Genomic DNA, 24,481 nt, shown 5'->3' with positions numbered 1-24,481 from the left:
CTCGTATGTCTGCACTGGCGACGCTGCTCATCCTGGCCGATTCTCGACTGCCGGCCGGCGCCCACGTGCATTCCGGCGGCGTGGAGGAGGCCGTAGCCAGCGGCCTGGTGACCAACCTGGACACGCTGGAAGCCTTCTTGCGCCGCAGAATTCGCAGCCACGGGTTGGTCACGGCGTCGATCGCGGCGGCTGTTCATCGTGGTGAGCTCGACCCCGAGCGCGCCGATCAGGAGGCCGACGCCCGCACACCGGCGCCGGCGGCCCGGCAGGCGTCACGCAGCCAGGGCCGCGGGTTGGCGAGGCTGGCACGACGGGTCTGGCCCGACGCCGGCTGGGACGATCTCGGGGTCTATCCGCACCTGGCGGTCGCGGCCGGGCGGGTCGGCGCCGTGAGCGGTCTGTCTCCCGAGCAGGGGGCGCTGGCGATCGTCTACACCACGATGACGGGCTCGGCGACCGCGGGTCAGCGGCTGCTGGCCCTGGATCCTGCCGACGTGGCTGCATGCACGTTCCGGCTGGCCCGGGTGTGTGAGGGCACCGCCAGCGAGGCAACCGCCGGCCTGGCCGACTTGTCGGACCCGCTGCTCGATACCTTGGCCCAGCGTCACATCGAACGCGAGCGACCTCTGTTTAGTTCTTGAATGATGCTGATCTACAACAGTTTACGGTTTAGGAATGGCGTCGGCGTGCGGTGCGTCACTCTTGGTGTGGGCCCGGGTGAAGACGAGGTACACAATGCCGAGCCCGATAATGATCACCGACATGAGCGCAATGATGTAGTCGTCGTACCAGGGCTGGTGAGAGTCCCGCGGCCAGGACAGATTGACGATGGCCGCGACGCCGTAGATCATTGCGCCGATGTTGACGGGTATGCCCCAGCGGCCCAGCCGGTACTTGCCGGTCGGTACCCAGCCTTTGATCCTGGCGCGCAGGGCGGCCAGCACCACCATCTGGAAGGCGATGTAGACGCCGACCGAACCGAAGCTGACGAGCTTGGTGAGCGCGTCGCTGGAAATCAGTGATCCGATGATCAAGAACGCCGGAATGATGACCGCGATGAGCAGTGCGAAAGGCGGCACGTGGCGTTTGTGGTCGAAGCGCGCCAACAGCTTCGAGCCGACGATCATGTCGTCACGGCCGTAGGAGTAGATCAGCCGGCTGGCCGCGGCCTGCAGACTCAGCGCACATGACACGAACGAGATCAGCACGATGCACAGAACGACCTTGGCGCCGATGCCGCCGAACGCCGTTTTCAGGATGGTGTCAATCGGATCGGCGTCCTTGCCGCTGATCACCGCTGAGAAGTCGGTCACCGACAAGATCAGGCTCAGGCAGACGAACGTGGCCGCCGAACCGCCGATGTAGATGGTGCGGCGCATCGCCTTCGGGATTTGCACGCCGGGATTGCGCACCTCCTCGGCGACGTCGCCGCACGCCTCGAAGCCGAAGAACTGGTACAGGGCAATCAGGCTGGCGGCCAGGAAGGCGTAGGTATAGCTGTGATGACCCTCGGCGCCGAAGCTGTGGAACAGCACCCCAAGCCCGTGGTGGCGTTGGGTGCACAGCAGCCAGACACCCACGGCCAGAGCGCCGATCAGCTCGGCGCTGAACCCGAATATGGCGAAGTAGCCCAGCATCTTGGTGCCGGTGAGGTTGATGGTCGTCGCCAGCGCCAGCATGACGAGCGCGCACAAGACCGTGGCGTGTGGCGAGGGTGCGAAGCCGAACACATCTGCAACATACGGCCCGGCGCCATAGGCGGCGTCGGCCAGCAGGGCCAACAGCGTGAACATGTAAACCCATCCGGTCATCCACGCCCACTTGCGTCCCCACAACCGTCGTGCCCAGGGATAGACGCCGCCCGCCACCGGGAACTGAGCCACCACTTCGCTGAACACCAGTGCGACCAGCATCTGCCCGGCGCCCGCGATCAGCAGGCTCCAAATCATCGGTGGGCCGGCGGCCGATAGTGCGAAGGCGAACACCGTGTAGATGCCGACCACCGGCGACAGGTAGGTGAAGCCCAGTGAGAAGTTGGCCCACGGACTCATGTCCCGCTTGAAGTCCGACTGGAATCCGAGGGCTTTGAGCTGCGCCTGGTCCTCGTCGTCGAGCGAGCCCTCCACCGTATCCATCGGGGCTGCCGCGGGTTTCGCGTCGACCACTACGTCGCCATCCCAACGCTGCGAGGACCGCGTGGCTGGTTTTGTGAAGAACATCTGTGCTGAGTTCCAATCGTCGATTGCCAAAACGAGTTCTGCACCTGAAGTTCCGTCCCTACTTCTGCGTTGCCTCCTTGATCAAGGTCGCTGCCGTGCGCTTGAGGACGTCGCGCTGCCTAGTCACATCGGCCATCGCCTTGCGCAGCTGGATCAGCTCGTCGCGCTCGCTCACCGCGCCGTCGCCGTCCGAGGGCGCCGCCGGTTCGACCCAGCGGGCGGCGGGGTCCTCCCGCAGGCCCGATTCGGCTGCCGCCGCAGGAATCGCCTTGTGCCCCTTGCCGTCTCGAAGGCGGCCCTGGTCGCCGCGCGGCGCATTGACCACGCTGGCGACCGGCCCCATCGGGGGCACGCCGCCGTAGAAACCCGGACCGATCGAGCCGGTCGGGGGCGGACTGTCCGGGCCGCCGCCGGGAAATTGTGTGGCGGCCAGCCGGATCGCGGGGGAGTCGCCCCACGACTGCGGCACCGACAGCTGGCCGACCGATGCCGCGCTGCCCAGGCCCGCCGAGGCTCCGTACGAATTGGCAAGCGTGGAAGCCGAACCCGACACCGAAGACGCCGCGGTCGCCGGCGCCGACAGCGAACTGACCAAAGGATTCCAGGCAGCGGCCACCGGCGGCGCGAGGGTCAGCAACGTACCGGACGCGTCGAAGTTCAAACCCTCGGAGAGGATTTGGTAGCCGATGGTGTTCGCACTGAAGTTATTGAACAAGTCCAGCAGCGAACCGCCCGACGTCGCGGACGTGGTGGAGGGCGTCGCGGACGGTGATCCCGCCGCGGCCTTCTGCAACAGGCTGGGCACGCTGGACAGCGTCGACTGAACGCTCTGGTTGGTCCCCGACAGCGCTGCCCTGGCGACCGCGCCGTTCTGGTTGTTGGTGCCACTGGAATCGGTGGTCTGGGGCGGAGAATCGAACGCCGTCAACCTCGTTGCCGCGGACGATGCGCCGGCGTAGCCGTACATCGCCGCGGCATCCTGGGCCCACATTTCGGAATACTGCGCCTCGACGGCCGCGATCGCCGGCGTGTTCTGCCCAAAAGCGTTGGAGGACACCAACGAGGCCAGCAGCGCCCGGTTCACCTCGATCTCCGGTGGCGGCACGGTCGCGGCGAACGCCGCCTCGTACGCTGCCAACGCCGCCCCAAGCTGACTGGCGGTCTGCTGTGCCTGTGCCGCAGCGCTATTCATCCACGACACATACGGCGCTACCCCAGCAGCCATTGAGCCCGAGGACGGGCCCACCCACGGCTCACCCGTCAGCTCAGACACCACCGCGCGGTACGACGCTGCCGTCGAACTCAATTCGGTGGCCAATTTCTCCCAGGCCGCCGCGGCCGTCGCCAGCGATCCCGGTCCGGCGCCGGAGTACATCCGCGCCGAGTTGACCTCGGGGGGCGTCCCCGCAAAGTCCATCGGGACGGTCACAGCATCGCCTCCTTGATCAGGCGCGCCGCCGCATCGCGCTCCGTCGCCGCATCGGCGATGTCCTTGCGCAGCTTTTCCAGCTCCTGACGTTCGCTTTCGCTCAGCGCGCTGGCGACATGGCGGCGGGCCGGTGGCCGCGCGGCAGGCGCCTGATCGGCAGTGCCGGACTCACCGGGCAGGGCCGGGATGACTTTCGGACCCGTGTCGCTGCCGGCACGGGTCTGCTCGCCCCTGGGCGCGTTGACCAGGCTGCCGATCGGGGGAATACCGCCGAAGAACCCTCCGGGGGAGGCGATTTCGGCTTGCGGCGCCCCGCCCAGCCCGGCGGACGGCAACGGTGATGCGCTGGCGGCCAGCCGGACGGCGGGGGAACTGCCCCAGGATCGTGGGACCGACAACTCGCCGACGGTGGCCGACTTGCCCAGACTCGCCGAGACCGAACCCGCCCCGGACGCGTGCGAATCCACCAGGGTGCCCAGGCCGGCGTCGGCCGGACTGACGTCTCCGGCCACCGCCGCGGCAGTCGGCAACGCGAGGCCGTACAGGCCACCCAACAGGGGTGTGATACCCGAAGCCGTGAACAGCGGGCCACTAATGACCAGGGCCCAGTTCCCGACGTTCTGGGTGAACAAGTTGAGGCCGGTCGGACCCCCGCTGGGAGTATCGAGCAGGCTGCCCAGCCCCGGGTCGAGGTCCGTCGGGCTGGTGATCGAGCCGGTGGACAGACTCTGCAGCGCGTTCGGCACATTGGCCAGTGCGGATTGAGTGCTCGGCCCCGCCGAGGACGCCGCGGCCTGGTCGACGGAAGCGGCCTGCTTCGCCGTACCGGCGGGGTCGGTGGTCTGCGGTGGAGAGTTGAAGGGTGACAACCTCGTTGCCGTTGCCGATGCGCCGGCATAGCCGTACATCGCCGCGGCGTCCTGGGCCCACATCTCGGAGTACTGCGCCTCGGTGGCCGCGATCGCCGGGGTGTTCTGCCCGACTACGTTGGTGGCTACCAATGACGCCAGCAGCGCCCGGTTGACCTCGATTTCGGGCGGCGGGACCGTGGCGGCAAACGCCGCCTCGTAGGCTGCGACTGCCGACTCGAGCTGGTCGGCCGTCTGTTCGGCTTGTGCCGCAGTAGAAGTCATCCACGAGACATACGGCCCCACTGCGGCCGCCATCGTCGCCGACGACGGACCCACCCACGGGCCACCGGTGAGCTCCGACATCACCGTCCGGTATGACGCTGCCGCAGAACTCAACTCGGCTGCCAACGCATCCCAGGCCGCACCGGCCGCGACCAAGGGCCCGACCCCCGCGCCCGCGTACATCCGCCCGGAGTTGACCTCGGGCGGGAGCGCCGCAAAATCCACTAGTTAACCCCCAACGATCGACGCGCCAAATCACCCGCACCCGGCCCGAATCGGACGATGGTGTGACGCTCAGGTTCGCGCGCGATCGCTCGCGCACGAATGGTGCGATGCCCCCACGCGACCGCCACCGCACGCACGTACAAAACGGCGTTGCGATGTCGACGTTGTCGCACAAATAGCAATATCCGCCGCTATATCTGTAATAACCATGGTTAGCTGCTGAGAATAAGCTGGCAATGAATATATTTGCCTTAGAGAGCGGCGCAGCGGGCCGTAAGAATGTCGTATGAGCAACGGACATCGCGACGTCGTCGACGGCGAAGCGCTCGTATAGCGCTGTTAAAGAGCGCATCTCGGCATCGCTGAAGGTACGCGCAAGGCCAGTGCGGCTAAATATAGACCCTCAGTAGAGAAGCCCATAAATGGTTTGCTACTAAGCCACTGAGCAAATTAGCTCACTGGCCTGAATCCCGGAACATCCGGGTTAAGTTACGACAGGCAATTTGATCAGTCGCCGTAGGGTCCCCAGGCATGGCGCTTCAGCGCGGCCGGCTTTTTGCCGAGTTTGCCTGCCCGAACCATGACGGCCAGGCTGTCCAGGATGACCCGGCTGCTCATCAGCGCGGTTTGTTCCGCCCAGTCGTAAGGCGGTGAACACTCCACCACTTCGATGCCGTTGAGTCCGGGTTCGGAGATCAGCCGGATGAGGTTGAGCGCCTCGCGCGGCAGCAGACCGCCCGGCTCCGGCCAGCCGGTGCCCGGTACGAATCCTGCGTCGATCACGTCAATGTCGAACGAGAGATACACCGCCTTGGCGTCCTTCCACGCCGTCTCAAGTGCGATTTCGGCGATCTTCTCGATCCCGACGCGCTCGACGTCGCCGACGGTGATCACCGTGCTGCCGCGTTTCCGGCCGACTTCGACACCCGCACGGGGCGCTTGCCATCCGCCGATGCCGATCTGCACCAGGTTGGTGGCGGGCGCGTTCTTGATGTTGGTGGCGTGGAACCACGGCGTGGTGTGCATCCGCTCGTCGAGATCGGTTTCCTGGGTGTCGACGTGACGGTCGAAGTGGATGATGCCGACATTGCCGTCCATGTGCGGGGCGAGACCGCGCACGGTCGGGAACCCGATCGAGTGATCGCCACCCAGGATCACCGGGAACACACCCTGGGAGACCACGTGGGACATGGCCGTGCTGATCTGATCGAACGACTTCTCGATGTTGGCCGGAATCGTGACCACGTCACCGATGTCAACGATGTTGAGCTGCTCGCGCAAGTCGACACCCAACTCGTAGCAATACGTCCCAAACAGGTTGGTAGAGCGCCGAATTCCCATCGGGCCGAACCGAGTGCCGGGCCGGTAGGTGGTACCCGCGTCCAGCGGCGCGCCGAAGACGGCGACCTCGGCGTCGCCCACGTCGTGCACGTCTTCGAGGAACGGGCACTTCAGAAACGTGCCGCGCTCCCCTGCGAAGTGCGGCAGCTCACCGCGGGAAAAGGTGGACAACGTGCGGTCGTTGATGGTGGGCGCCGCTTCCAGCCCGTGGGCAAGGCAGCGCTCGATCTCTTCCTTGTGGCGCCGGGTCGACAACTCAGCCTCGGCTTGCTGTGCCCACGCACCTTCGCGGTTGGGAATATCGGCCTGGCCGGCGAACGGATTGATCATCGTTTTCCTCTCGTCGAGTATCAACTCACGGTGGAGGATGCCCCGACGACCAGGACCAAACGAAGGAGGAGTTCCAACAAGCGTTTTCGGTTGACCGGCGCGCAAGGCATCCCGCGGTCACCGTCTTGTCGCTCTCCGGGTACGGCGAACTCGTCCGGGCGGCCGTCTCGGCGCGCCATGCTTCAACGTACCTGCTCGATCCTCGACTTCAAGTTTCTGGTAGCGGACAGACTGCTGTGACTTTCCTGGGAAGGCTTGCGCGGCGCTACGCCTGCCTGGCTGACTCGGCCATCCTTTGGCCGATACGCTGGCCTGACATCATGCCGAGCGCACGATTCCCATCGCCTCCGAAAGACATGCCATGCCAGCACATTCGCACAGCCATCCGCACATCGAACGACCCAAACGGGTCCGGCAGCCGGGGGAGCCGCTGCGCATCGGCGTCGGCGGCCCGGTCGGATGCGGAAAAACCGCACTCGTCGCCGCGCTGTGCCGGCAGTTGCGCGATGAGCTGTCGGTGGCGGTGCTGACCAACGACATCTACACCACCGAAGACGCCGACTTCTTGCGCAAACACGCGGTGCTGCCGGACGACCGGATCGCGGCCGTGCAGACGGGCGGCTGCCCGCACACCGCGATCCGCGACGACATCACCGCGAACCTCGATGCGATCGACGACTTGATCGCCGCCCACGACACGCTGGACCTGATCCTGGTCGAGTCCGGCGGCGACAACCTGACCGCGACGTTCTCGTCGGGCCTGGTGGACGTCCAGATCTTCGTCATCGATGTGGCCGGCGGCGACAAGGTGCCGCGTAAGGGAGGGCCGGGAGTGACGTACTCGGATCTATTGGTAGTAAACAAGATTGATCTCGCGCCATTGGTGGGCGCCGACCTGGATGTGATGGCCCGCGACGCCGACGCGGTGCGAGACGGCCGGCCGACCGTGCTGCAGTCACTGACCAAGGATCCGGCTGCCACCGAGGTGCTGGCCTGGGTGCACGCGCAGCTGGCCGCCGATGCACTCTGAGGTATTGCTGGTCGCCGCACGTAACCGGTTGCCGCGCATCCGGTGCAGCGGTGGGATCCAGGCCCGCTGCACCGCACCCGACACGGTGTACCTGGTGTCGGCGGCCGCCACCCCGTTGGGCGGCGACACCATCGACATCCGGGTCGTCGTCGAGGCCAGCGCGGTCCTGAAGCTACGCAGCGCGGCTGCCACCGTGGCCTTGCCCGGGGCTAAAACGCTGACGTCGCATACCGATTGGACCATCGAGGTGAGCGGAACTCTCGACGTCGATCTGGAGCCGACTGTGGTGGCCGCCGATGCGCGGCATATGTCGACGGTGGTGTTGGTGCTGCACGACGACGGCCGGGTTCGCTTCCGCGAGCGAGTGCAGATCGGCAGATGCAATGAGCGCGAGGGCTTCTGGTCGGGATCGCTACGCGCCGACCGGCACGATCGCCCATTGTTGCGGCATCGGGTGGAATTGGGCGCCGGGTCGGTAGCCGACGACAGCATTGCCGCCCCGCGGGCAACTATCAGCGAATTATGCTATCCAACAACACAATTCACGGACATGCCGAGCGAATCCACCGTTCTGGCGTTGGCGGGTGGTGGAACGCTGCGCACCTGGCAGGCCGACCGGCTGGCCGGCTAACTTGCCGCCCGGACCGTCGCGGACACACGGGCCTCGGCAGCCAGCTCGGCCAGCTGTTCAATCCGTGTTCGCGCAAAGGCCTGCTGGTCGGTGATCGTCAGCTGGCCGCGGCGCGTGCTCAGGAACGTCACGGTCCAGGACAACAGCGTGGTGATTTTGGTCTTGAACCCGATCAGGTACACCAGGTGCAGCACCAGCCAGATCAGCCAGGCAATGAAGCCGCTGAACTCCAGCGGGCCGATTTTGGCCACCGCGGAAAACCGCGACACCGTGGCCATGGAGCCCTTGTCGAAGTACTGGAACGGCTCACGCTCGGCGGGGTCGGCCCCGGCGAGTTCGGCCTTGATCGCGCCGGCCACATACTTGGCGCCCTGGATAGCACCCTGCGCGACTCCCGGCACGCCCTCGACGGCGGCCATGTCGCCGACGACGAACACGTTCGGGTACCCGGGGACCGACAGGTCGGGCAGCACCTTGACGCGGCCGGCCCGGTCGAGTTCGGTGGGCGACTGCTCGGCGATGTCGCGCCCCAACCGGCTGGCCTGCACGCCGGCGGACCAGACCTTGCAGGCGGATTCGATGCGCCGGATGGTGCCATCGGAATCCTTGACGGTGAGACCGTTGCGGTCCACGTCGGTGACCATCGCACCCAGCTGGATCTCGACGCCCATCTTCTCGAGCCGCGCTTTGGCCCGCTCACCGAGCTTTTCGCCCATCGGCGGCAACACCGCCGGAGCCGCGTCGAGCAGGATCACCCGAGCCTTCGTCGAATCGATATGACGGAAGGCGCCTTTCAAGGTGTGCTCGGCCAATTCGGCTATCTGCCCTGCCATTTCGACGCCGGTCGGTCCGGCTCCGACGACGGTGAAGGTCAGCAGCTTCTTGCGGCGCTCGGGATCGTTGGACCGCTCGGCCTGTTCGAAAGCGCTCAGGATGCGGCCGCGCAATTCGAGCGCGTCATCGATCGACTTCATCCCGGGCGCGAACTCGGCGAAATGGTCGTTGCCGAAGTACGACTGGCCGGCCCCGGCGGCGACGATCAAGCTGTCGTACGGGGTTTCGTAGCTATGGCCGAGCAACTCCGAGACGACGGTCTGGTTGGCCAGGTCGATGTGGGTGACGTTGCCGAGCAGCACCTGCACATTGCGCTGATTGCGCAGCACAACGCGGGTCGGAGGGGCGATCTCACCCTCGGAGATGATCCCGGTCGCGACTTGGTACAGCAACGGCTGGAACAAGTGATGCGTGGTGCGGGCGATCAACTTGATGTCGACATCGGCCCGTTTGAGTTTCTTTGCCGCGTTGAGTCCGCCGAATCCCGACCCGATGATGACAACTCGGTGCCGTCGCTTCGGTTCAGCTGTGCCTTCTTGCTGGGGGCTCATTGCTTTGGATGCTCCTGATGGGGCTTCGTGTGGTGCGGTGTCAGTTAGCTATAACGCTAGTCATCCCGCCGCGCCGAAACCCAGGTAGTAAGCCTGTGTAGTCAACCACACCGGCCCGTTGTCGCTGGTCGTGCCAACGTGATTCGCGTCATGTCCGACGCCGAATGCGACCTTGGTTACATGCCGCGCAGCGGTAGCAACGCCTCGGCGGATAGCCGCGGTTCTTACCGTAGCCAGCGGCTAGCGAAATGAAACGAGATACGTATTAGGCGAAACGCGCCAGTGCGCCGTGACTGACGTGCAACGTCTGGCCGCTGATGTGGCGGGCCGCCGGGGTGGTCAGGAACAACGCCAACCGGGCGACCTCGTCGGCGACGGAAGGCGGTGTGCGAGAAAGACCTTCGTAACCGGCCTGGGCACTGCGCCCGCTCGCCACGGCGTTGACCGTGATCCCGCGGGTGCCGAAAATGCCGGCCTGTCCGGCGATCCAGCTCGACAGCGTGGCTTTGATCGCGGCGTCGACACTGGCCGCAGGCGGGTTTTGCGGCACGACGCTGATGATGGAGCCACCGGAGCGCAGGTGGTCGCCGACGGCTTGCACCGTCAGCACCGCCGTCAGCACGGTCGCCTCGAGGGAGCTGCGCCACACCGCGGCGGTGTCGGCCAGTGAATAGGTGCGCGGGTCGCCGTCGTCCCAGCCGCTGTCGGGCACGTTGACGATGGTGTCCAGGTGATGGGGGAACAACCCACGAGCCTCTTCGAGGCTGGCCGGGTCGGTGGTGTCGCAGACGATCGCGTCGACGTCCAGCTCTTTGGCGGCGACCTCGAGGTCGCTGCGCCGTGCACCCACGAGGGTCACCTTGTGACCGTCATCGCGAAAGCTCTCGGCTACTGTCCGCCCAAGATCCGTGTCGCCGCCGGTGACCAGCACCTCCACTGGCATGACCTCCTCGTGTTCAACGTTGAACCCACAGGACCGATGCCTGGGATCTCAGCGCGTATGGCGTCAATCTCCGTCGATGTTACTGGACAGTAGCTCTAAGGGGAAACTAAGGACGCCGCGACGCGCTGACAATTTTCGATAACTCTTTGGTCGTCATCGCTTAACCGTGCGCAAGCTAGGGTCTGACCATGCGTCGGATCGGGGTCCTGGCCGGGTTGGTATCCACGTTGCTCGTCGCGGGTGTGGTGGCGTGTAGTTCGACGACGCCGTCGTCGTCGCCCGGTCAGTCGTCGTCGCCGTCGGGCTCGATCGTGGTGTTCGCGGCGGCCTCGCTCAAGCCGGCGTTCACCCAGCTCAGTCAGCAGTTCAAGGCCGACAATCCGGGCAGTGGTGTCGAGTTCGAATTCGCCGGTTCCTCCGAACTCGCCACGCAGCTGACACAGGGTGCCAGCGCCGACGTCTTCGCCTCGGCGGACACCGCGCAGATGGACGTCGTCGTCAAGGCCGGGCTGCTGGCCGGGAACCCGACGAATTTCGCCGCCAACACCCTGGTGATCGTCACGGCGCCAGGCAACCCGCGCAACATCGGTTCCTTCGCCGACCTGGCCAAACCGGGCATCAGCGTGGTCGTCTGCCAGAAGCCGGTGCCCTGCGGGGCGGCGACCCAGCGCATCGAGAACAGCACCGGAGTGCACCTCAACCCGGTCAGCGAGGAACCCAGCGTGAGCGATGTCCTCAACAAGGTGACCACCGGGCAGGCCGATGCCGCGCTGGTCTACGTCACGGACGCGAAGAGCGCCAAGGACAAGGTGGCGACGGTCAACTTTCCCGAGGCCGCCGGTGCGGTCAACGTCTATCCGATCGGGGTATTGAAGAAGGCCTCGCAGGCGGCGACGGCACAGAAGTTCGTGACCCTGGTGACCTCCGATGCGGGCCAGAAGATCCTGGCCCAGTCGGGCTTCGCAAAACCCTGACCGTGCGTCGGCCCACGAACCTGCCCCGCTGGGTCTTCGTCCCTGCCTCGGTGGGGGCCGCCTTCGTGGTGCTGCCGCTGCTGGCGATCGCGATCAAGGTTGATTGGCCGAATTTCTGGTCGCTGATCACCAGCTCGTCGTCGAAGACGGCCCTGCTGCTCAGCCTCAAGACCGCGGCCGCCAGCACCGTGCTGTGCGTGCTGCTGGGCGTGCCGATGGCGCTGGTGCTGGCCCGCAGCACGGCGCGACTGGTCCGGCTGCTGCGGCCACTGATCCTGCTGCCGCTGGTGCTGCCGCCGGTGGTGGGCGGCATCGCGTTGCTCTACGCATTCGGGCGGCTCGGGCTGATCGGGCAGTACCTGGAGGCGGCCGGGATCAGCATCGCCTTCAGCACGACCGCGGTGGTGCTGGCGCAGACCTTCGTCTCGCTGCCGTTTCTGGTGATTTCCCTCGAGGGCGCGGCGCGCACCGCGGGGTCCGACTATGAGGTGGTCGCCGCGACGCTCGGGGCGCGGCCGAGCACGGTGTGGTGGCGTGTCACCCTGCCGCTGCTGCTGCCGGGTTTGGTGTCGGGCGCGGTGCTGGCGTTCGCCCGGTCGCTGGGGGAGTTCGGCGCGACGCTGACGTTCGCGGGTTCGCGCGAGGGGGTCACCCGCACCCTGCCGCTGGAGATCTACCTGCAACGGGTGACCGACGCGAATGCCGCTGTGGCACTGTCGATTCTGCTCGTGGCGGTGGCCGCGCTGGTGGTACTCGGGCTGGGTGCTCGCCGGCTGACCGGAACAGACGCGAGGTAGCGGGCAGTGAGCGAGCTAGCGCTTCGCGCGGTCGTCGCCGACCGCGGGTTGGATGTGGAGTTCTCGGTGTCTGCCGGCGAGGTGCTCGCGGTGCTCGGGCCCAACGGCGCGGGCAAGTCGACCGCCTTGCACGTCATCGCGGGGCTGGTGCACCCCGACGAGGGAGTGGTGCGGTTGGGGGATCGGGTGTTGACCGACACGGCCGCCGGGATCGATGTGGCGACCCATGATCGCCGGGTCGGGCTGCTGCTTCAGGACCCGTTGTTGTTCCCGCACCTGAGCGTCGCGGCCAATGTGGCGTTCGGGCCGCACAGTCGACGTGGCCTGTTCCGCTCGGCTCGCGCCATGGAGAAGCAGGCCGCCCTGCGCTGGCTGCGCGAGGTGGACGCCGAACAGTTCGCCGACCGCAAACCGCGCCAGCTGTCCGGCGGCCAGGCCCAGCGGGTCGCGATCGCGCGGGCGCTGGCCGCCGAACCCGACGTGCTGCTGCTCGACGAACCGTTGAACGGCCTGGACGTCGGAGCCGCCGCGGCCATCCGGGCCGTCCTGCGCACCGCCGTCGCCCGCAGCGGCTGCGCGGTCATCCTGATCACCCACGATCTGCTCGACGTGTTCACCCTGGCCGATCGGGCGCTGGTGCTCGAGGCCGGCAAGATCGCCGAGGTCGGGCCGGTGCCCGAGGTGCTCACCGCGCCGCGCAGCCATTTCGGTGCCCGCATCGCGGGCATCAACCTGGTCAATGGAACGATCGGGCCGGACGGCTCGCTGCACACCAGCGCCGGCGCGCACTGGTACGGGACCCCCGCCGCGCGGCTTGGCGCCGAGCTGACCCACGGGCAGGACGCGATCGCGGCGTTCCCGCCGACGGCGGTGGCCGTGTACCGCGACCTGCCGCACGGCAGTCCCCGCAACTGCGTCGAGCTCACCGTGGCGGAGCTGGACATTCGGGGACCCGCGGTCGTGGTGCGCAGCCAGGAGCAGCCCGACGGAGCCCCGGGACTGGCGGCCGAGATCACCGTCGACGCCGGCGCGGAGCTGCGGCTGACCCCCGGAGACCGGGTCTGGTTTTCGGTCAAAGCGCTCGAAGTGGCGCTGTATCCGGCCGCGCCGCGACACACCAACCAGCGGTGAACTGCACAGACTTGGCGCAGGTTGCGCTCCGGCAACATCGCGAAAACCGCCTCGCATCGCCAGCACGGCACCCTTGCGTCACAGCGGTAACACGGTAGGTTCGTCGCCATGGATCAGGTGGACTCAACCTCCCAACGTCGCAAAGGTTTGTGGGCGACGCTGGCGATCGCCACGGTGACCAGTGCCAGTGCCATCACCTTCGCGTTGCCGGCCCCCGCGAATGCCGATCCCGAAGTCCCGACTCCGGTTCCGGCAACGACCACCGCGCCCGTTCCGGCGGGCGCGCCCGCACCCGCCGGGCAACCGGCGGCAGGTGACCCGAACGCGCCGGTGCCCCCGCCGCCCCCGCCCGTCGACCCGAACGCGCCTCCTCCGCCGCCGCCAGTCGACCCGAACATCGCCCGGATCACCAACGTGGTCGGGGGCTTCAGCTACCTGCTTCCCGGCGGCTGGGCCGAGTCGGACGCCTCGCACCTCGACTACGGCTCGGCACTGCTCAGCAAGATGATCGGTCCGCCTCCGCAGCCCGGACAGCCGGCGCCGGTTGCGAATGACACGCGCATCGTGATGGGCCGCCTGGACCAAAAGCTCTATGCCAGTGCGGAAGCCAACGACGGCAAGGCCGCTGTTCGGCTGGGTTCGGACATGGGTGAGTTCTTCATGCCGTATCCGGGCACTCGGATCAATCAGGAATCCGGCCCGCTGACCGGCGCCAACGGGATCACCGGAAGCTCGTCGTTCTACGAGGTCAAGTTCAGCGATCCGAGCAAGCCGAACGGGCAGATCTGGACCGGTGTCGTCAGCGCGCCGAATGCGGCCGCAGCCGGCCCACCCCAGCGCTGGTTCGTGGTGTGGCTCGGCACCGGCAACAACCCGGTGGACAAGGTCGGGGCCAAGGCGCTGGCCGAGTCGATCCTGCCGTTCACCGCACCCGCGGAGCCGGCACCCGGTGCGCCGGCTCCGGGGGCTCCGGCACCGGGCGCACCCGCGCCGGCCGCGCCGGGCCAGGCACCCGCGAGTGAGGTCACCCCGACCCCGAGCCCCACGCCGCAGCAGACGCTTCCCGCCTGACCCGCAACGGGAGACCCGCATGACCGTCACCGCAGCTTCGGAGTACCTGGCCCTTGCCCCGCCGACGGCCGTGAGTTGGCTCGCCTACCTGATCATCGGCGGGTTCGCCGGCTGGATCGCGGGCAAGATCGTGAAAGGCGGCGGCGCCGGGATCTTGCTGAATGTCGTCATCGGCGTGATCGGCGGGTTCATCGGGGGGATGCTGCTCACCTGGCTGCACGTCGACGTGGAACACGGCCGCAAGTGGTTCACCTTCTTCGCCGCGCTGCTGGGGTCGGTGATCCTGCTCTGGATCGTCGGCATGGTGCGAAAGCGCTGAGCCGGTGCGGGTTTAGCTGACCGTCGGGGGGTATACGTCCCGGGTCCCCTCTGTTGGCTAATCGAAGGAGCCGGTCATGATCATGCACATCATCTGGCTAATCGTCTTGGGCCTGATCGTCGGCCTGGTTGCGCGCCTGCTGGTGCCGGGCAAACAGCCGATGGGTTGGGTCGCCACCGCGCTGCTCGGCATCGTCGGCTCGTATGTCGGTGGCACCCTGGGCAGCATCGTCTTTCCGCCGCATCAATTCGACATTCACCCGCCCATTCAGCATTCGTTCCTGGGTGCGCTGGTCGGCGCGGTGATCCTGTTGCTGATCTACAAATTCGCCACCTCGCGCACCAAAACGTTGTAGGGGTCTTAGTGCTCATGCGGATCGGCGCCGCATAGCGGCATGATCGGGTAATGACCCCGCAGGCGATGAAGGCGTGGCGGGTGCGTCGGCCCGGCCCGATGGACACCGACCCGCTGCAGCGCGTCACCACCGAGGTGCCGCGGCCCGCGCCGTCCGAGCTACTGGTGGCCGTGCGCGCCTGCGGCGTGTGCCGCACCGACCTGCACGTCACCGAGGGTGACCTACCGGTGCACCGCGAGCACGTCACCCCCGGCCACGAGGTCGTGGGGGAGGTTATCGAGGTGGGCGCCGACGCCGGCGACGGGTTCGGCGTGGGGGACCGGGTCGGCATCGCGTGGCTGCGCCACACCTGTGGAGTGTGCAAGTACTGCAAGCGCGGCGACGAGAACCTCTGCCCGCAGTCGCGCTACACCGGCTGGGACGCCGACGGCGGATACGCCGAATTCGCCACGGTTCCAGCGGCTTTCGCGCACCATCTGCCGAGCGGATACAGCGACAGCGAGCTCGCGCCGCTGTTGTGCGCCGGCATCATCGGATACCGCTCGCTGCTGCGGGCCGAGCTGCCGCCGGGTGGCCGGCTGGGCATCTACGGGTTCGGCGGCAGCGCGCACATCACCGCGCAGGTCGCGCTGGCCCAGGGCGCCGAACTGCACGTGATGACCCGCGGTGAGCGGGCCCGCGAGCTGGCGCTCGCGCTGGGTGCGGCCTCAGCGCAGGGGGCCGCGGATCCGCCGCCGGTCCCGCTGGACGCCGCGATCCTGTTCGCCCCGGTCGGCGATCTGGTGCTGCCCGCCTGCGAGGCGCTGGACCGCGGCGGCACCTTGGCCATCGCCGGGATTCACCTGTCGGATATCCCGGTCCTGAATTATCAGCGTCACCTGTTCCAGGAGCGCCAGATTCGCTCGGTCACGTCGAACACCCGGGCCGACGCGCGGGAGTTTCTCGACTTCGCGGGTCGCCATCGCATCGAGGTGACGACGCCGGAGTATCCAGTCGATCGGGCCGATCAGGCGCTGGCCGATCTGGCCGCCGGCCGCATCGCGGGTGCCGCGGTGCTGGTGGTGTAGCGCGGTTCAGGTCGACAGGTGCCAGACCAGGGCGGCGGCCAGGGCGCCCAGCCCGTTCAACGACCAGTGCAGCGCGATCGGTGCGATCAGGCTGCCGCTGCGCCGGCGCAACCAGCTGAACACGAAGCCCGCGCCGCCGGTCGCCAGCACGGCCAGCGTCACCCCGGCGGCCATCCCGACGAACCCGCCGCCGAACAACCGGGTGAAGCCGACGTTGTTTCTGGTCAGCCCCACCGAGGTGGCCACATGCCACAGGCCGAACAACAACGAACCGACGAGCGCGACCCCGCGAAATCCCCAGGCCCGATGCAGCGCGCCGTGCAGCGCGCCCCGGAAGGCCAGCTCCTCGGGGATCACGGTTTGCAGCGGAATGATGACCATCGAGGCGATCAGCGCACCCGAGACCGTCGCGTAGTGGTTGTTCAGGAACATCGGGCGCGTCATCGGCAGCAGCACGCCGACGGCGATCACCGATGCCACGACGGCGACGGCGGCCAGCGCGTAGCCCAGCCCGGAGCGCCAGTGCTCGCGGCCCAGCCCCAGGTCCACCCAGTCCAGGCCGGTGGCGCGCATCAACAGCACCAACCCGACGGCGGCGACCGGCACGGTGGCGACACTGGCCCACGGCGTGGTGAAGTGCGCGATCAGGTTCGTTCCCACCAGCACCGCGACGACCACGGCGATGTCGAAGTACAGCCGCAGCCGGTGCAGCGCCGACAGCTGCGACACCACCGGATGGAGGTCGACGGCATCGAAGGCGGGCTGCTCAGACATTGCCGCCGAGTTTACCTGCGCGCCGCTACCGCCCCGGTCAGATGGATTCCCACTTCCAGTGCGCGATCTGCGGGTCGTCCTCCCCGTGTTCGCGCGTGTAGCGGCGCGCGTTCAGCCGCGCGTCGACCATGCGCTGGCGCAGCAGGGCGGCACGGCCGGCGAGGCCGTCGACCCGGTCGATGACATCGATGACCAGGTGGAAGCGGTCCAGGTCGTTGAGCATCACCATGTCGAACGGTGTGGTGGTGGTGCCGCGCTCCTTGAAACCGCGGACATGGAAGTGCGCGTGATTGCTGCGCCGGTACGCGAGCCGATGGATCAGCCACGGATACCCGTGGTAGGCGAAGATGACCGGCTTGTCTCGAGTGAACAACGCGTCGAATTCCTTGTCAGGCAACCCATGTGGATGTTCGGAGTCCGGCTGCAGGCGCATCAGGTCGACGACGTTGACCACCCGCACCGCCAGGTCGGGCAGTTCGCGACGCAGGATGTCGGCGGCGGCCAAGGTCTCCTGCGTCGGGATGTCACCGGCGCACGCCAGCACCACGTCGGGTTCGCCGGTCGCGGTGCTCGCCCATTCCCAGATCCCCAGGCCGCGGGTGCAGTGCGCGATCGCGTCGTCCATGTCGAGGTAGGCCAGGGCGGGTTGCTTGCCGGCGACGATGACGTTGATGTAGTCGCGGCTGCGCAGGCAGTGGTCGGCGACCGACAGCAGCGTGTTGCCGTCCGGCGGCAGGTACACCCGCACGATCTCGGCCCGCTTGTTGGCGACCAGGTCGATGAAACCCGGGTCCTGGTGGGAGGCGCCGTTGTGGTCCTGGCGCCACACATGCGAACTCAACAGGTAGTTCAGCGACGCGATCGGCTGCCGCCAGGGCAGCTCGCGGCTGGTGGCCAGCCACTTCGCATGCTGGTTGAGCATCGAGTCGACGATGTGCACGAACGCCTCGTAGCAGTTGAACAGCCCATGCCGACCGGTCAGCAGGTAGCCCTCCAGCCAGCCCTGGCACAGGTGCTCGGAGAGCACCTCCATCACGCGGCCGTCCGGCGCGAGGCCTTCGTCATCGGGTTCGGTCCGCGACAGCCACACCTTGTCGGTGGACTCGAACACGGCCGACAACCGGTTGGAGGCGGTTTCGTCGGGACCCATCACCCGGAATCGGTCAGGGTTGCCGACGATGACGTCGCGCAGGAAGGTGCCCAGCACCCGGGTGGCCTCGTGGGTGGACCCGCCCGGCTGTGGCACCGGCACCGCGTAGTCGCGGAAGTCCGGCAGATCCAGCTCGCGCAGCAGCAGGCCGCCGTTGGCGTGCGGGTTGGCACTCATCCGCCGCTGGCCCTTCGGCGCCAGCGCGCGCAGCTCCGGGCGCAGCACCCCGTGGCCGTCGAACAATTCGTCGGGCCGATAGCTGCGCAGCCACTCTTCCAGCTGCGCGCGGTGCGCGGGGTTCTCGTGCGTCTCGGCCAGCGGCACCTGGTGTGCGCGCCAGGTGCCCTCGACGTGCTTGCCGTCGACCTCTTTGGGCCCGGTCCAGCCCTTCGGGGTGCGCAGCACGATCATCGGCCACACCGGGCGGTCGGTCTGTTTGCCGTTGCGTGCCGCGCTCTGGATGGCGGCAATGTCGTCGAAGGCGTCGTCGAGGGCGGCGGCCAGCTCCCGGTGCACGATGGCCGGATCGTCACCGGCGACCGTGATCGGCCGATAGCCGTAGCCGCGCAACAGGGATTCGAGTTCGGCCTCCGGAATGCGGGCCAGCACGGTCGGGTTGGCGATCTTGTAGCCGTTGAGGTGCAGGATCGGCAGCACCGCGCCGTCGACGGCCGGGTTGAGGAACTTGTTCGAATGCCACCCGGCCGCCAGCGGCCCGGTCTCCGCCTCGCCGTCGCCGATCACGCACGCGACCACCAGATCGGGATTGTCGAACGCCGCACCGAAGGCGTGCACCAGGGCGTAGCCGAGTTCGCCGCCTTCGTGGATGGACCCCGGGGTCTGGGCGGCCACGTGACTGGGGATGCCGCCCGGAAAGGAGAACTGGCGAAACAGCCGGCGCAGACCCTCGGCGTCCTCGCCGATACCGCTGTACACCTCGGTGTAGGTGCCCTCCAGGTAGGCGTTGGCCACCAGACCCGGGCCGCCGTGCCCCGGTCCGGTGACGTAGATGACGCTGGCGTCGCGGTTGCGGATGATCCGGTTCAGGTGCGCGTAAATCAGGTTGAGCCCCGGCGTGGTGCCCCAGTGCCCCAGCAGCCGGGGTTTGACGTGTTCGGCCGCCAGCGGCTCGGCGAGCAGCGGATTGTCCAGCAGATAGATCTGCCCGACCGACAGGTAATTCGCGGCGCGCCAGTACTTGTCGATCAGCGTGAGTTCGTCGTCGGAGAGTGCTTCGGGCGCGGTTGTCGGGCTTTGCAGGCTCACCCGCCCGATTCTCCGCGCCCCCGATGAACCTCGCTAGGAGCGAAAGTCACTCCTCGCCGCGGGCACGGGACTCGTAGGCCTGGCGCTTGTCGACGTCGACGTCGTCGGTGAAGAGGTGCTCACCACCCATGACGCGGTTGAGCCCCTCGGAGACCGCGCGTGGCAGGAACTTCTGTGATGCGATCAACGCGCCGGCCGCCTTGGTGACCCGCACCCGCGGCTTGGGGTGGGCGACCAGCCCGACGATCGCGTCGGCGATGTCGGACGGCTCGGCGTTGCGGAATCCCTTCAATCCCGTGGTGCCCGCGACGAGCTCGGTGTTCACGAACGTCGGCAACACCATCGAGAACTTCACCCCGGCGGGCCGGTACTCCAGCCGCGCGGCGTCGGTGAAGCCGATCACTGCGTGCTTGCTGGCGCCGTAGGTCGCCAGGCCGACGGAGTAGATCTCGCCGGCCAGCGACGCCACATTGATGACGTGGCCCTGGCCGCGCGGGACCATGCGCTGCACCGCCAGCTTGGTGCCCAGCATCACGCCGTAGACGTTGATGTCCAGGATGCGGCGGGTGACGGCGTCCGGCTCGTCGATGATGCGGCCCACGGGCATGATTCCGGCGTTGTTGACCAGCACGTCGATCGGTCCGAGTTGGCGCTCGACCTCGTCGAGGAAGTCCGAAAACGAGTGCGGGTCGGTGACATCGAGCTTGCCGTACACGTCGAGCCCGAGTGCGGCGCCCGACTCCTTGACCCTGACTTCGTCGATGTCGCCGATCGCGACCTTGGCGCCCAGGTTGTGCAGCGCGGTCGCGGTGGCCAGCCCGATTCCCCGTGCGCCGCCGGTGATCACGATGACCTTGCCCTGAACTTTGAGGCCGATGGATGCGGTGTCTGCCATCTCCCCAGCACAGCACTCGGCGTCGGGCGATGCAATGACGGGGCCGATGTCGGCGGCGCCGATACTGCAACGGTGATCACCGTGCGACCAGCCGTGCCGGCCGACGCGCACGACGTGTCCCGTGTGCACGTCCGATCGTGGCAGTGGGCCTACCGGGGACTGCTCGCCCAGGAATATCTCGACAGCCTCGAACCGGACGCCTGGGTTCACAGATACACGTTCGGCCGCATGGGGTTTCGGCAACCGTCCACCCAGGTCGCGGTCGAGGGTGCGACGGTGTGCGGCCTGGTCACCACCGGCCTGTGCCGCGACGACGACCTAACGAATCTCGGTGAGCTGATGGCGATTTACGTCGATCCGGCATATCTGCGCACCGGCGTCGGCCGGTTGCTGATGTCCGCCGCCCGGACCCGGCTGCGCAGTGTCGGCGTCACGACCGCTGTCCTGTGGGTGGTTGACGGCAATGCCCGCGCTCGGCGGTTCTACGAACGCGACGGCTGGCACTGCGACGGGACGCGGCGCGTTTCGACCTACGGCTCCGCGCCCGTGGACGAAGTGCGCTATCAGTGCACGCTTTGACTAGCGCAACGTCAACCAGGCGAGGCTCCCGGCACCGAACAGCGTGCAGTAGATGGCGAACGGGATCAGGGTGCGCGTTTCGAAGTACCGGGTGAGGAAACGCACGGCGAGGTAGGCGCAGACGAACGAGGCAAGGCTGCCGGCCAGGACCTGCCCGGCGATCCCGGCGCCCATCGGCCCGAACAGCTCGGGGATCTTGTACACCCCGGCCGCCAGGATGATCGGCGTGGCCAGCAGAAAGGAAAAGCGGGCAGCGTCTTCGTGCGATAGGCCGCGCCACAGCCCCGCCACGATGGTGATGCCGGACCGGCTGATGCCGGGCAGCAGCGCCAGGATCTGCGCGCTGCCGATCACCACGCCGCGACCCAGCGGCAGCTCGGCGAGCCGGTGGTCGACGGCTTCGCCGGTATGCGTGGATCGGTCATCGGCGACAACCCGGTCTGTGGGGCCCGCAGCGGCGCGGCGGCGCAGCACCTCGCCCGCGTACAGCGCAATTCCGTTGAGCAGCAGGAACGCCGCCGCGGGAATCGGTTTGCCCAGCGTGGTGCGAAACAACTTCTCCAGGAACAGCCCCGCCAGGCCCACCGGGATGGTGGCGGCGACGATCAGCCAGGCCAGCCGCTCGTCGGGCGTCTGGATTCGGCGGTGTCGCGCCGAGGAAATGAATCCGGCCAGCACGCGCAGCCAGTCGCGCCAGAAGAACACCAGCAGCGCCGCGGCGGTGGCGACGTGCAGGCCGACGATGAACGCCAGGTACGGCGATTGGGGTGCGGAGACGTCCAGGTCGCGCGCCCATTGTCCGCCGACCAGCGCCGGCACCAATATCGAGTGGCCGAGGCTGGAGACGGGAAATAGTTCGGTCACGCCCTGCGCGGCGCCAACCAATAGGGCTTCGACGTAATTCAAGTGCGTACTCACAAGCCTCCTGCGTGCCGGACGACGAACTACGCAGCGTAGCCGGTCGGCGATCGCCATCCGAACCAGGTTGAGCGGCTATGCATTTGGCCACCGCGGGCCGGTACGGTGGGCGAATGGCTGACAGGCTGCTCGCCGGGGTGCGCGTCGTCGACTTGTCGGCCGGCGTCACGGACACGGTGACGCGCCTGCTCGCCGACCTCGGCGCCGACGTCGTCAAGGTGGAGCCGCCCGGCGGCAGCCCGGCCCGCGCCGATCGCCCGACGCTGGCCGGCGCCAGCATCCCGTTCGCCGTGCACAACGCCAACAAGCGCAGCGTGGTACTGGACCCGCGCGATGACGACGACCGCCGCCGTTTCGCCGAGCTTGTCGAGGGCGCCGACATCGTCGTGGACGGCGTGGCCGCGGCCGTCGCGTTCGGGACTTCGGGTGCCGAGCTGGCCGACCGCCATCCGCAGCTGGTCGTGTTGTCGATCACCGACTTCGGCGCGACCGGTCCGCGCTCGTCGTGGCGCGCCACCGACCCGGTGCTGTTCGCGATGTCCGGCGCGCTGTCGCGGTCCGGACCGACCGTCGGCACCCCGGTGCTGCCGCCCGACGGCATCGCGTCGGCCACCGCCGCCGTGCAGGCGGCCTGGGCCGCACTCGTCGCGTACTACGACAGATTGCGCTGCGGCAGCGGCGATTACATCGACTTCTCCCGGTTCGACGCGGTCGTGATGGCATTGGACCCGGCATTCGGCGCGCATGGGCAGGCCACCGCCGGGCAGCGCACCAGCGGGTGGCGGGGCCGTCCGAAAAACCAGGACCCCTACCCGATCTGTCCGTGCCGGGATGGCTATGTGCGCCTGTGCGTCATGGCGCCACGGCAGTGGCGCGGCCTGCGCCGCTGGCTGGGGGAGCCCGAGGAATTCCAGGACCCCGGCTACGACACGCTGGGCGCCCGGTTCGCCGCGTGGCCGCAGATCAGCGTGCTGGTCGACGCGTTGTTCGCCGACAAGACGATGAAGGAGCTGGTTGCCGAGGGGCAGGCGCACGGCGTCCCCATCTCGGCGGTGCTGACGCCGTCGCGGATCCTGGCCTCCGAGCACTTCCAGGCCGTGGGCGCGATCACCAATGCCGAGCTGGTTCCCGGGGTGCGCACCGACGTGCCGACGGGATACTTCGTCGTCGACGACGAACGCTGCGGCTTCCGTACTCCGGCTCCGGCCGCCGGAGCCGACGAACCGCGCTGGCTGGCCGACCCGGTGACGGCGGCACCGTCGGGCCGGGCCGGCGAGCACCCGTTCAAGGACCTGAGGATTCTCGATCTCGGCGTGATCGTCGCGGGCGGCGAGCTGAGCCGGCTGTATGGGGACCTGGGCGCCGAGGTGATCAAGGTCGAAAGCGCCAACTATCCCGACGGGCTGCGGCAATCGCGGGTCGGCGCGGTGATGAGCGAGTCGTTCGCCTGGACGCACCGCAATCACCTGGCGCTGGGCCTCGACCTGCGCAGCGAACAGGGTAAACAGATCTTCCGCCGCCTGGTCGCCGAGGCCGACGCGGTGTTCGCCAACTTCAAGCCGGGAACCCTTACCTCGCTTGGTTTTTCGTTCGACACGCTGCGCGAGATCAACCCCCGGATCGTGCTCGCGGGCAGCAGCGCCTTCGGCAACCGCGGGCCGTGGAGCAGGCGGATGGGTTACGGCCCACTGGTCCGCGCCACCACCGGCGTGACCAGTCTCTGGACATCGGAGGAAGCGTCCGAAGAAGCCCGCGCCGCCGGCGCCCGCCATGCGTTCTACGACGCGACCACGATCTTCCCCGACCACATCGTGGGACGGGTCACCGCGATCGCCGCGCTGGCCGCCCTGATCCGGCGCGATCGGACCGGCGACCCGGCCCACATGCACATCTCGCAGGCCGAGGTGGTCGTCAACCAGCTGGACACCCTGTACGTCACCCAGGCCGCGTTGGGGGCCGGGGTCGCCGAAATCCGCGACGACACCAGCGTGCACGCGGTCTACCCGTGCGCCGGCGATGACGAGTGGTGCGCCATCTCGATCCGCTCGGACAGCGAATGGCACAGTCTCACAGCACTTCTCGAGCAGCCTCAGCTTGCGGACGATCCGCGCTTCGCGACGGGGGAGTCGCGGACGGCCCATCGCGCGGAGTTGGTTCGGCTGGTGTCCGCCTGGACGGTCACGCGAACTCCGAGACGAGCCGCCGCGGCGCTGCAGGCGGCCGGCATTGCGGCCGGCCCGATGAATCGCCCGCCGGACGTCCTCGAGGACCCGCAGCTGATCGAGCGAAAGCTGCTCAGCGACATGGTGCATCCGCTCGTCGAGCGGCCGCTGCCCGCCGAGACCGGGCCGGCGCCGTTGCGCCACATCCCGCCGGCCCCACAACGTCCCGCGCCGCTGCCCGGTCAGGACACCCGCGAGCTCTGCCGGAAACTGCTCGGCATGAGCACCGAGGAGATCGACCGTCTGATCGCCGAACAGGTGCTCTTCGCGCCCGCCGACGGCTCGTAATCACACCGC

General features: G+C 67.8%; 22 protein-coding genes and 1 riboswitch. Of the genes, 12 read left to right on the top strand and 10 right to left on the bottom strand.

From position 1 onward, the window contains the following. Positions 1–5 precede the first annotated feature (5 nt). Positions 6–641 (top strand): urease accessory protein UreF, encoded by a 636-nt coding sequence (locus G6N55_RS03030; RefSeq protein ID WP_085224321.1) that lies wholly within the window; start codon positions 6–8, stop codon positions 639–641. A 21-nt stretch (positions 642–662) separates the two neighbouring features. Here the strand turns inward: G6N55_RS03030 and G6N55_RS03025 are convergent, their stop codons facing one another. The 4 genes from G6N55_RS03025 to G6N55_RS03010 form a co-directional block, all read right to left on the bottom strand. Continuing rightward, positions 663–2,165, bottom strand: coding sequence for an APC family permease (locus G6N55_RS03025; protein WP_232078910.1), 1,503 nt, complete (start codon positions 2,163–2,165; stop codon positions 663–665). Between the two features lie 112 nt (positions 2,166–2,277). After that, entirely contained in the window at positions 2,278–3,648 is a 1,371-nt protein-coding gene (locus tag G6N55_RS03020) for a PPE family protein (protein WP_232078909.1), read from the bottom strand. Next, positions 3,645–5,006: a PPE family protein gene (locus G6N55_RS30090; RefSeq protein WP_139826973.1), complete on the bottom strand. Its 1,362-nt coding sequence runs from the start codon at positions 5,004–5,006 to the stop codon at positions 3,645–3,647. Before G6N55_RS30090 ends, G6N55_RS03020 begins: the two co-directional genes overlap by 4 nt. Positions 5,007–5,513: 507 nt before the next feature. Then, positions 5,514–6,677 carry an agmatinase family protein gene (locus G6N55_RS03010; RefSeq protein WP_085224325.1) on the bottom strand — a complete coding sequence of 388 codons (1,164 nt, stop codon included), beginning with the start codon at positions 6,675–6,677 and terminating at the stop codon, positions 5,514–5,516. Between the two features lie 114 nt (positions 6,678–6,791). Further along, a riboswitch (guanidine-III (ykkC-III) riboswitch) is annotated at positions 6,792–6,854 on the bottom strand. A gap of 184 nt (positions 6,855–7,038) precedes the next feature. Between G6N55_RS03010 and ureG the strand changes: the two genes are divergently transcribed. Together ureG and G6N55_RS03000 are read left to right on the top strand one after the other, a co-directional pair. Further along, positions 7,039–7,707, top strand: a complete 669-nt coding sequence (ureG, locus tag G6N55_RS03005; protein ID WP_085224327.1) for an urease accessory protein UreG — start codon at positions 7,039–7,041, stop codon at positions 7,705–7,707. Continuing rightward, the gene (locus G6N55_RS03000; RefSeq protein ID WP_085224329.1) at positions 7,697–8,338 is read left to right on the top strand and encodes an urease accessory protein UreD; all 642 of its coding nucleotides are present in this window, start codon (positions 7,697–7,699) and stop codon (positions 8,336–8,338) included. Before ureG ends, G6N55_RS03000 begins: the two co-directional genes overlap by 11 nt. Here the strand turns inward: G6N55_RS03000 and G6N55_RS02995 are convergent. Together G6N55_RS02995 and G6N55_RS02990 are read right to left on the bottom strand one after the other, a co-directional pair. Next, the gene (locus G6N55_RS02995) at positions 8,335–9,723 is read right to left on the bottom strand and encodes an NAD(P)/FAD-dependent oxidoreductase (RefSeq protein ID WP_085224331.1); all 1,389 of its coding nucleotides are present in this window, start codon (positions 9,721–9,723) and stop codon (positions 8,335–8,337) included. The two genes, G6N55_RS03000 and G6N55_RS02995, sit on opposite strands and share 4 nt — an antisense overlap. 265 nt (positions 9,724–9,988) lie before the next feature. Continuing rightward, on the bottom strand, positions 9,989–10,666 hold the full coding sequence (locus G6N55_RS02990; protein WP_085224333.1) for an SDR family oxidoreductase: 678 nt from the start codon (positions 10,664–10,666) through the stop codon (positions 9,989–9,991). Positions 10,667–10,854: 188 nt separating this feature from the next. Between G6N55_RS02990 and modA the strand changes: the two genes are divergently transcribed. The 7 genes from modA to G6N55_RS02955 all read left to right on the top strand — a co-directional run bounded on the left by modA (position 10,855) and on the right by G6N55_RS02955 (position 16,380). Continuing rightward, a complete protein-coding gene (gene modA, locus G6N55_RS02985; protein WP_085224335.1) occupies positions 10,855–11,640 on the top strand; it encodes a molybdate ABC transporter substrate-binding protein in 786 nt (261 codons plus the stop codon). A 2-nt stretch (positions 11,641–11,642) separates the two neighbouring features. Continuing rightward, entirely contained in the window at positions 11,643–12,437 is a 795-nt protein-coding gene (locus G6N55_RS02980) for an ABC transporter permease (RefSeq protein ID WP_085224336.1), read from the top strand. 6 nt (positions 12,438–12,443) lie between these two features. Beyond that, positions 12,444–13,568: a sulfate/molybdate ABC transporter ATP-binding protein gene (locus G6N55_RS02975; RefSeq protein ID WP_085224338.1), complete on the top strand. Its 1,125-nt coding sequence runs from the start codon at positions 12,444–12,446 to the stop codon at positions 13,566–13,568. Between the two features lie 108 nt (positions 13,569–13,676). Continuing rightward, positions 13,677–14,639, top strand: coding sequence for an alanine and proline-rich secreted protein Apa (locus G6N55_RS02970; RefSeq protein ID WP_085224340.1), 963 nt, complete (start codon positions 13,677–13,679; stop codon positions 14,637–14,639). A gap of 19 nt (positions 14,640–14,658) precedes the next feature. Next, positions 14,659–14,958, top strand: coding sequence for a GlsB/YeaQ/YmgE family stress response membrane protein (locus tag G6N55_RS02965; protein WP_085224342.1), 300 nt, complete (start codon positions 14,659–14,661; stop codon positions 14,956–14,958). Between the two features lie 76 nt (positions 14,959–15,034). After that, on the top strand, positions 15,035–15,313 hold the full coding sequence (locus G6N55_RS02960) for a GlsB/YeaQ/YmgE family stress response membrane protein (RefSeq protein ID WP_085224344.1): 279 nt from the start codon (positions 15,035–15,037) through the stop codon (positions 15,311–15,313). 50 nt (positions 15,314–15,363) lie between these two features. After that, positions 15,364–16,380, top strand: a complete 1,017-nt coding sequence (locus G6N55_RS02955) for a zinc-binding alcohol dehydrogenase family protein (protein WP_085224346.1) — start codon at positions 15,364–15,366, stop codon at positions 16,378–16,380. Between the two features lie 6 nt (positions 16,381–16,386). Here G6N55_RS02955 and G6N55_RS02950 read toward each other — a convergent pair whose 3' ends face one another. Genes G6N55_RS02950 through G6N55_RS02940 form a run of 3 tightly spaced genes read right to left on the bottom strand, consistent with a single transcriptional unit; the run spans position 16,387 to position 20,465 of the window. Continuing rightward, positions 16,387–17,154: a CPBP family intramembrane glutamic endopeptidase gene (locus G6N55_RS02950; protein WP_085224348.1), complete on the bottom strand. Its 768-nt coding sequence runs from the start codon at positions 17,152–17,154 to the stop codon at positions 16,387–16,389. 37 nt (positions 17,155–17,191) lie between these two features. After that, positions 17,192–19,570, bottom strand: coding sequence for a phosphoketolase family protein (locus G6N55_RS02945; RefSeq protein WP_085224350.1), 2,379 nt, complete (start codon positions 19,568–19,570; stop codon positions 17,192–17,194). A 46-nt stretch (positions 19,571–19,616) separates the two neighbouring features. Beyond that, positions 19,617–20,465: an SDR family oxidoreductase gene (locus tag G6N55_RS02940; RefSeq protein ID WP_085224352.1), complete on the bottom strand. Its 849-nt coding sequence runs from the start codon at positions 20,463–20,465 to the stop codon at positions 19,617–19,619. A 72-nt stretch (positions 20,466–20,537) separates the two neighbouring features. Between G6N55_RS02940 and G6N55_RS02935 the strand changes: the two genes are divergently transcribed. Further along, positions 20,538–21,044, top strand: a complete 507-nt coding sequence (locus G6N55_RS02935; protein WP_085224354.1) for a GNAT family N-acetyltransferase — start codon at positions 20,538–20,540, stop codon at positions 21,042–21,044. Here G6N55_RS02935 and G6N55_RS02930 read toward each other — a convergent pair whose 3' ends face one another. Further along, positions 21,045–21,962 (bottom strand): undecaprenyl-diphosphate phosphatase, encoded by a 918-nt coding sequence (locus G6N55_RS02930; protein ID WP_085224356.1) that lies wholly within the window; start codon positions 21,960–21,962, stop codon positions 21,045–21,047. A gap of 113 nt (positions 21,963–22,075) precedes the next feature. Here G6N55_RS02930 and G6N55_RS02925 point away from each other — a divergent pair, with 113 nt between their 5' ends. Further along, positions 22,076–24,472: a CaiB/BaiF CoA-transferase family protein gene (locus G6N55_RS02925; RefSeq protein WP_085224393.1), complete on the top strand. Its 2,397-nt coding sequence runs from the start codon at positions 22,076–22,078 to the stop codon at positions 24,470–24,472. Positions 24,473–24,481: the final 9 nt, after the last annotated feature.

It is taken from the genome of Mycobacterium florentinum, assembly GCF_010730355.1.
Lineage (GTDB): Bacteria > Actinomycetota > Actinomycetes > Mycobacteriales > Mycobacteriaceae > Mycobacterium > Mycobacterium florentinum.
This window is presented reverse-complemented; position numbering and strand designations above follow the sequence as displayed.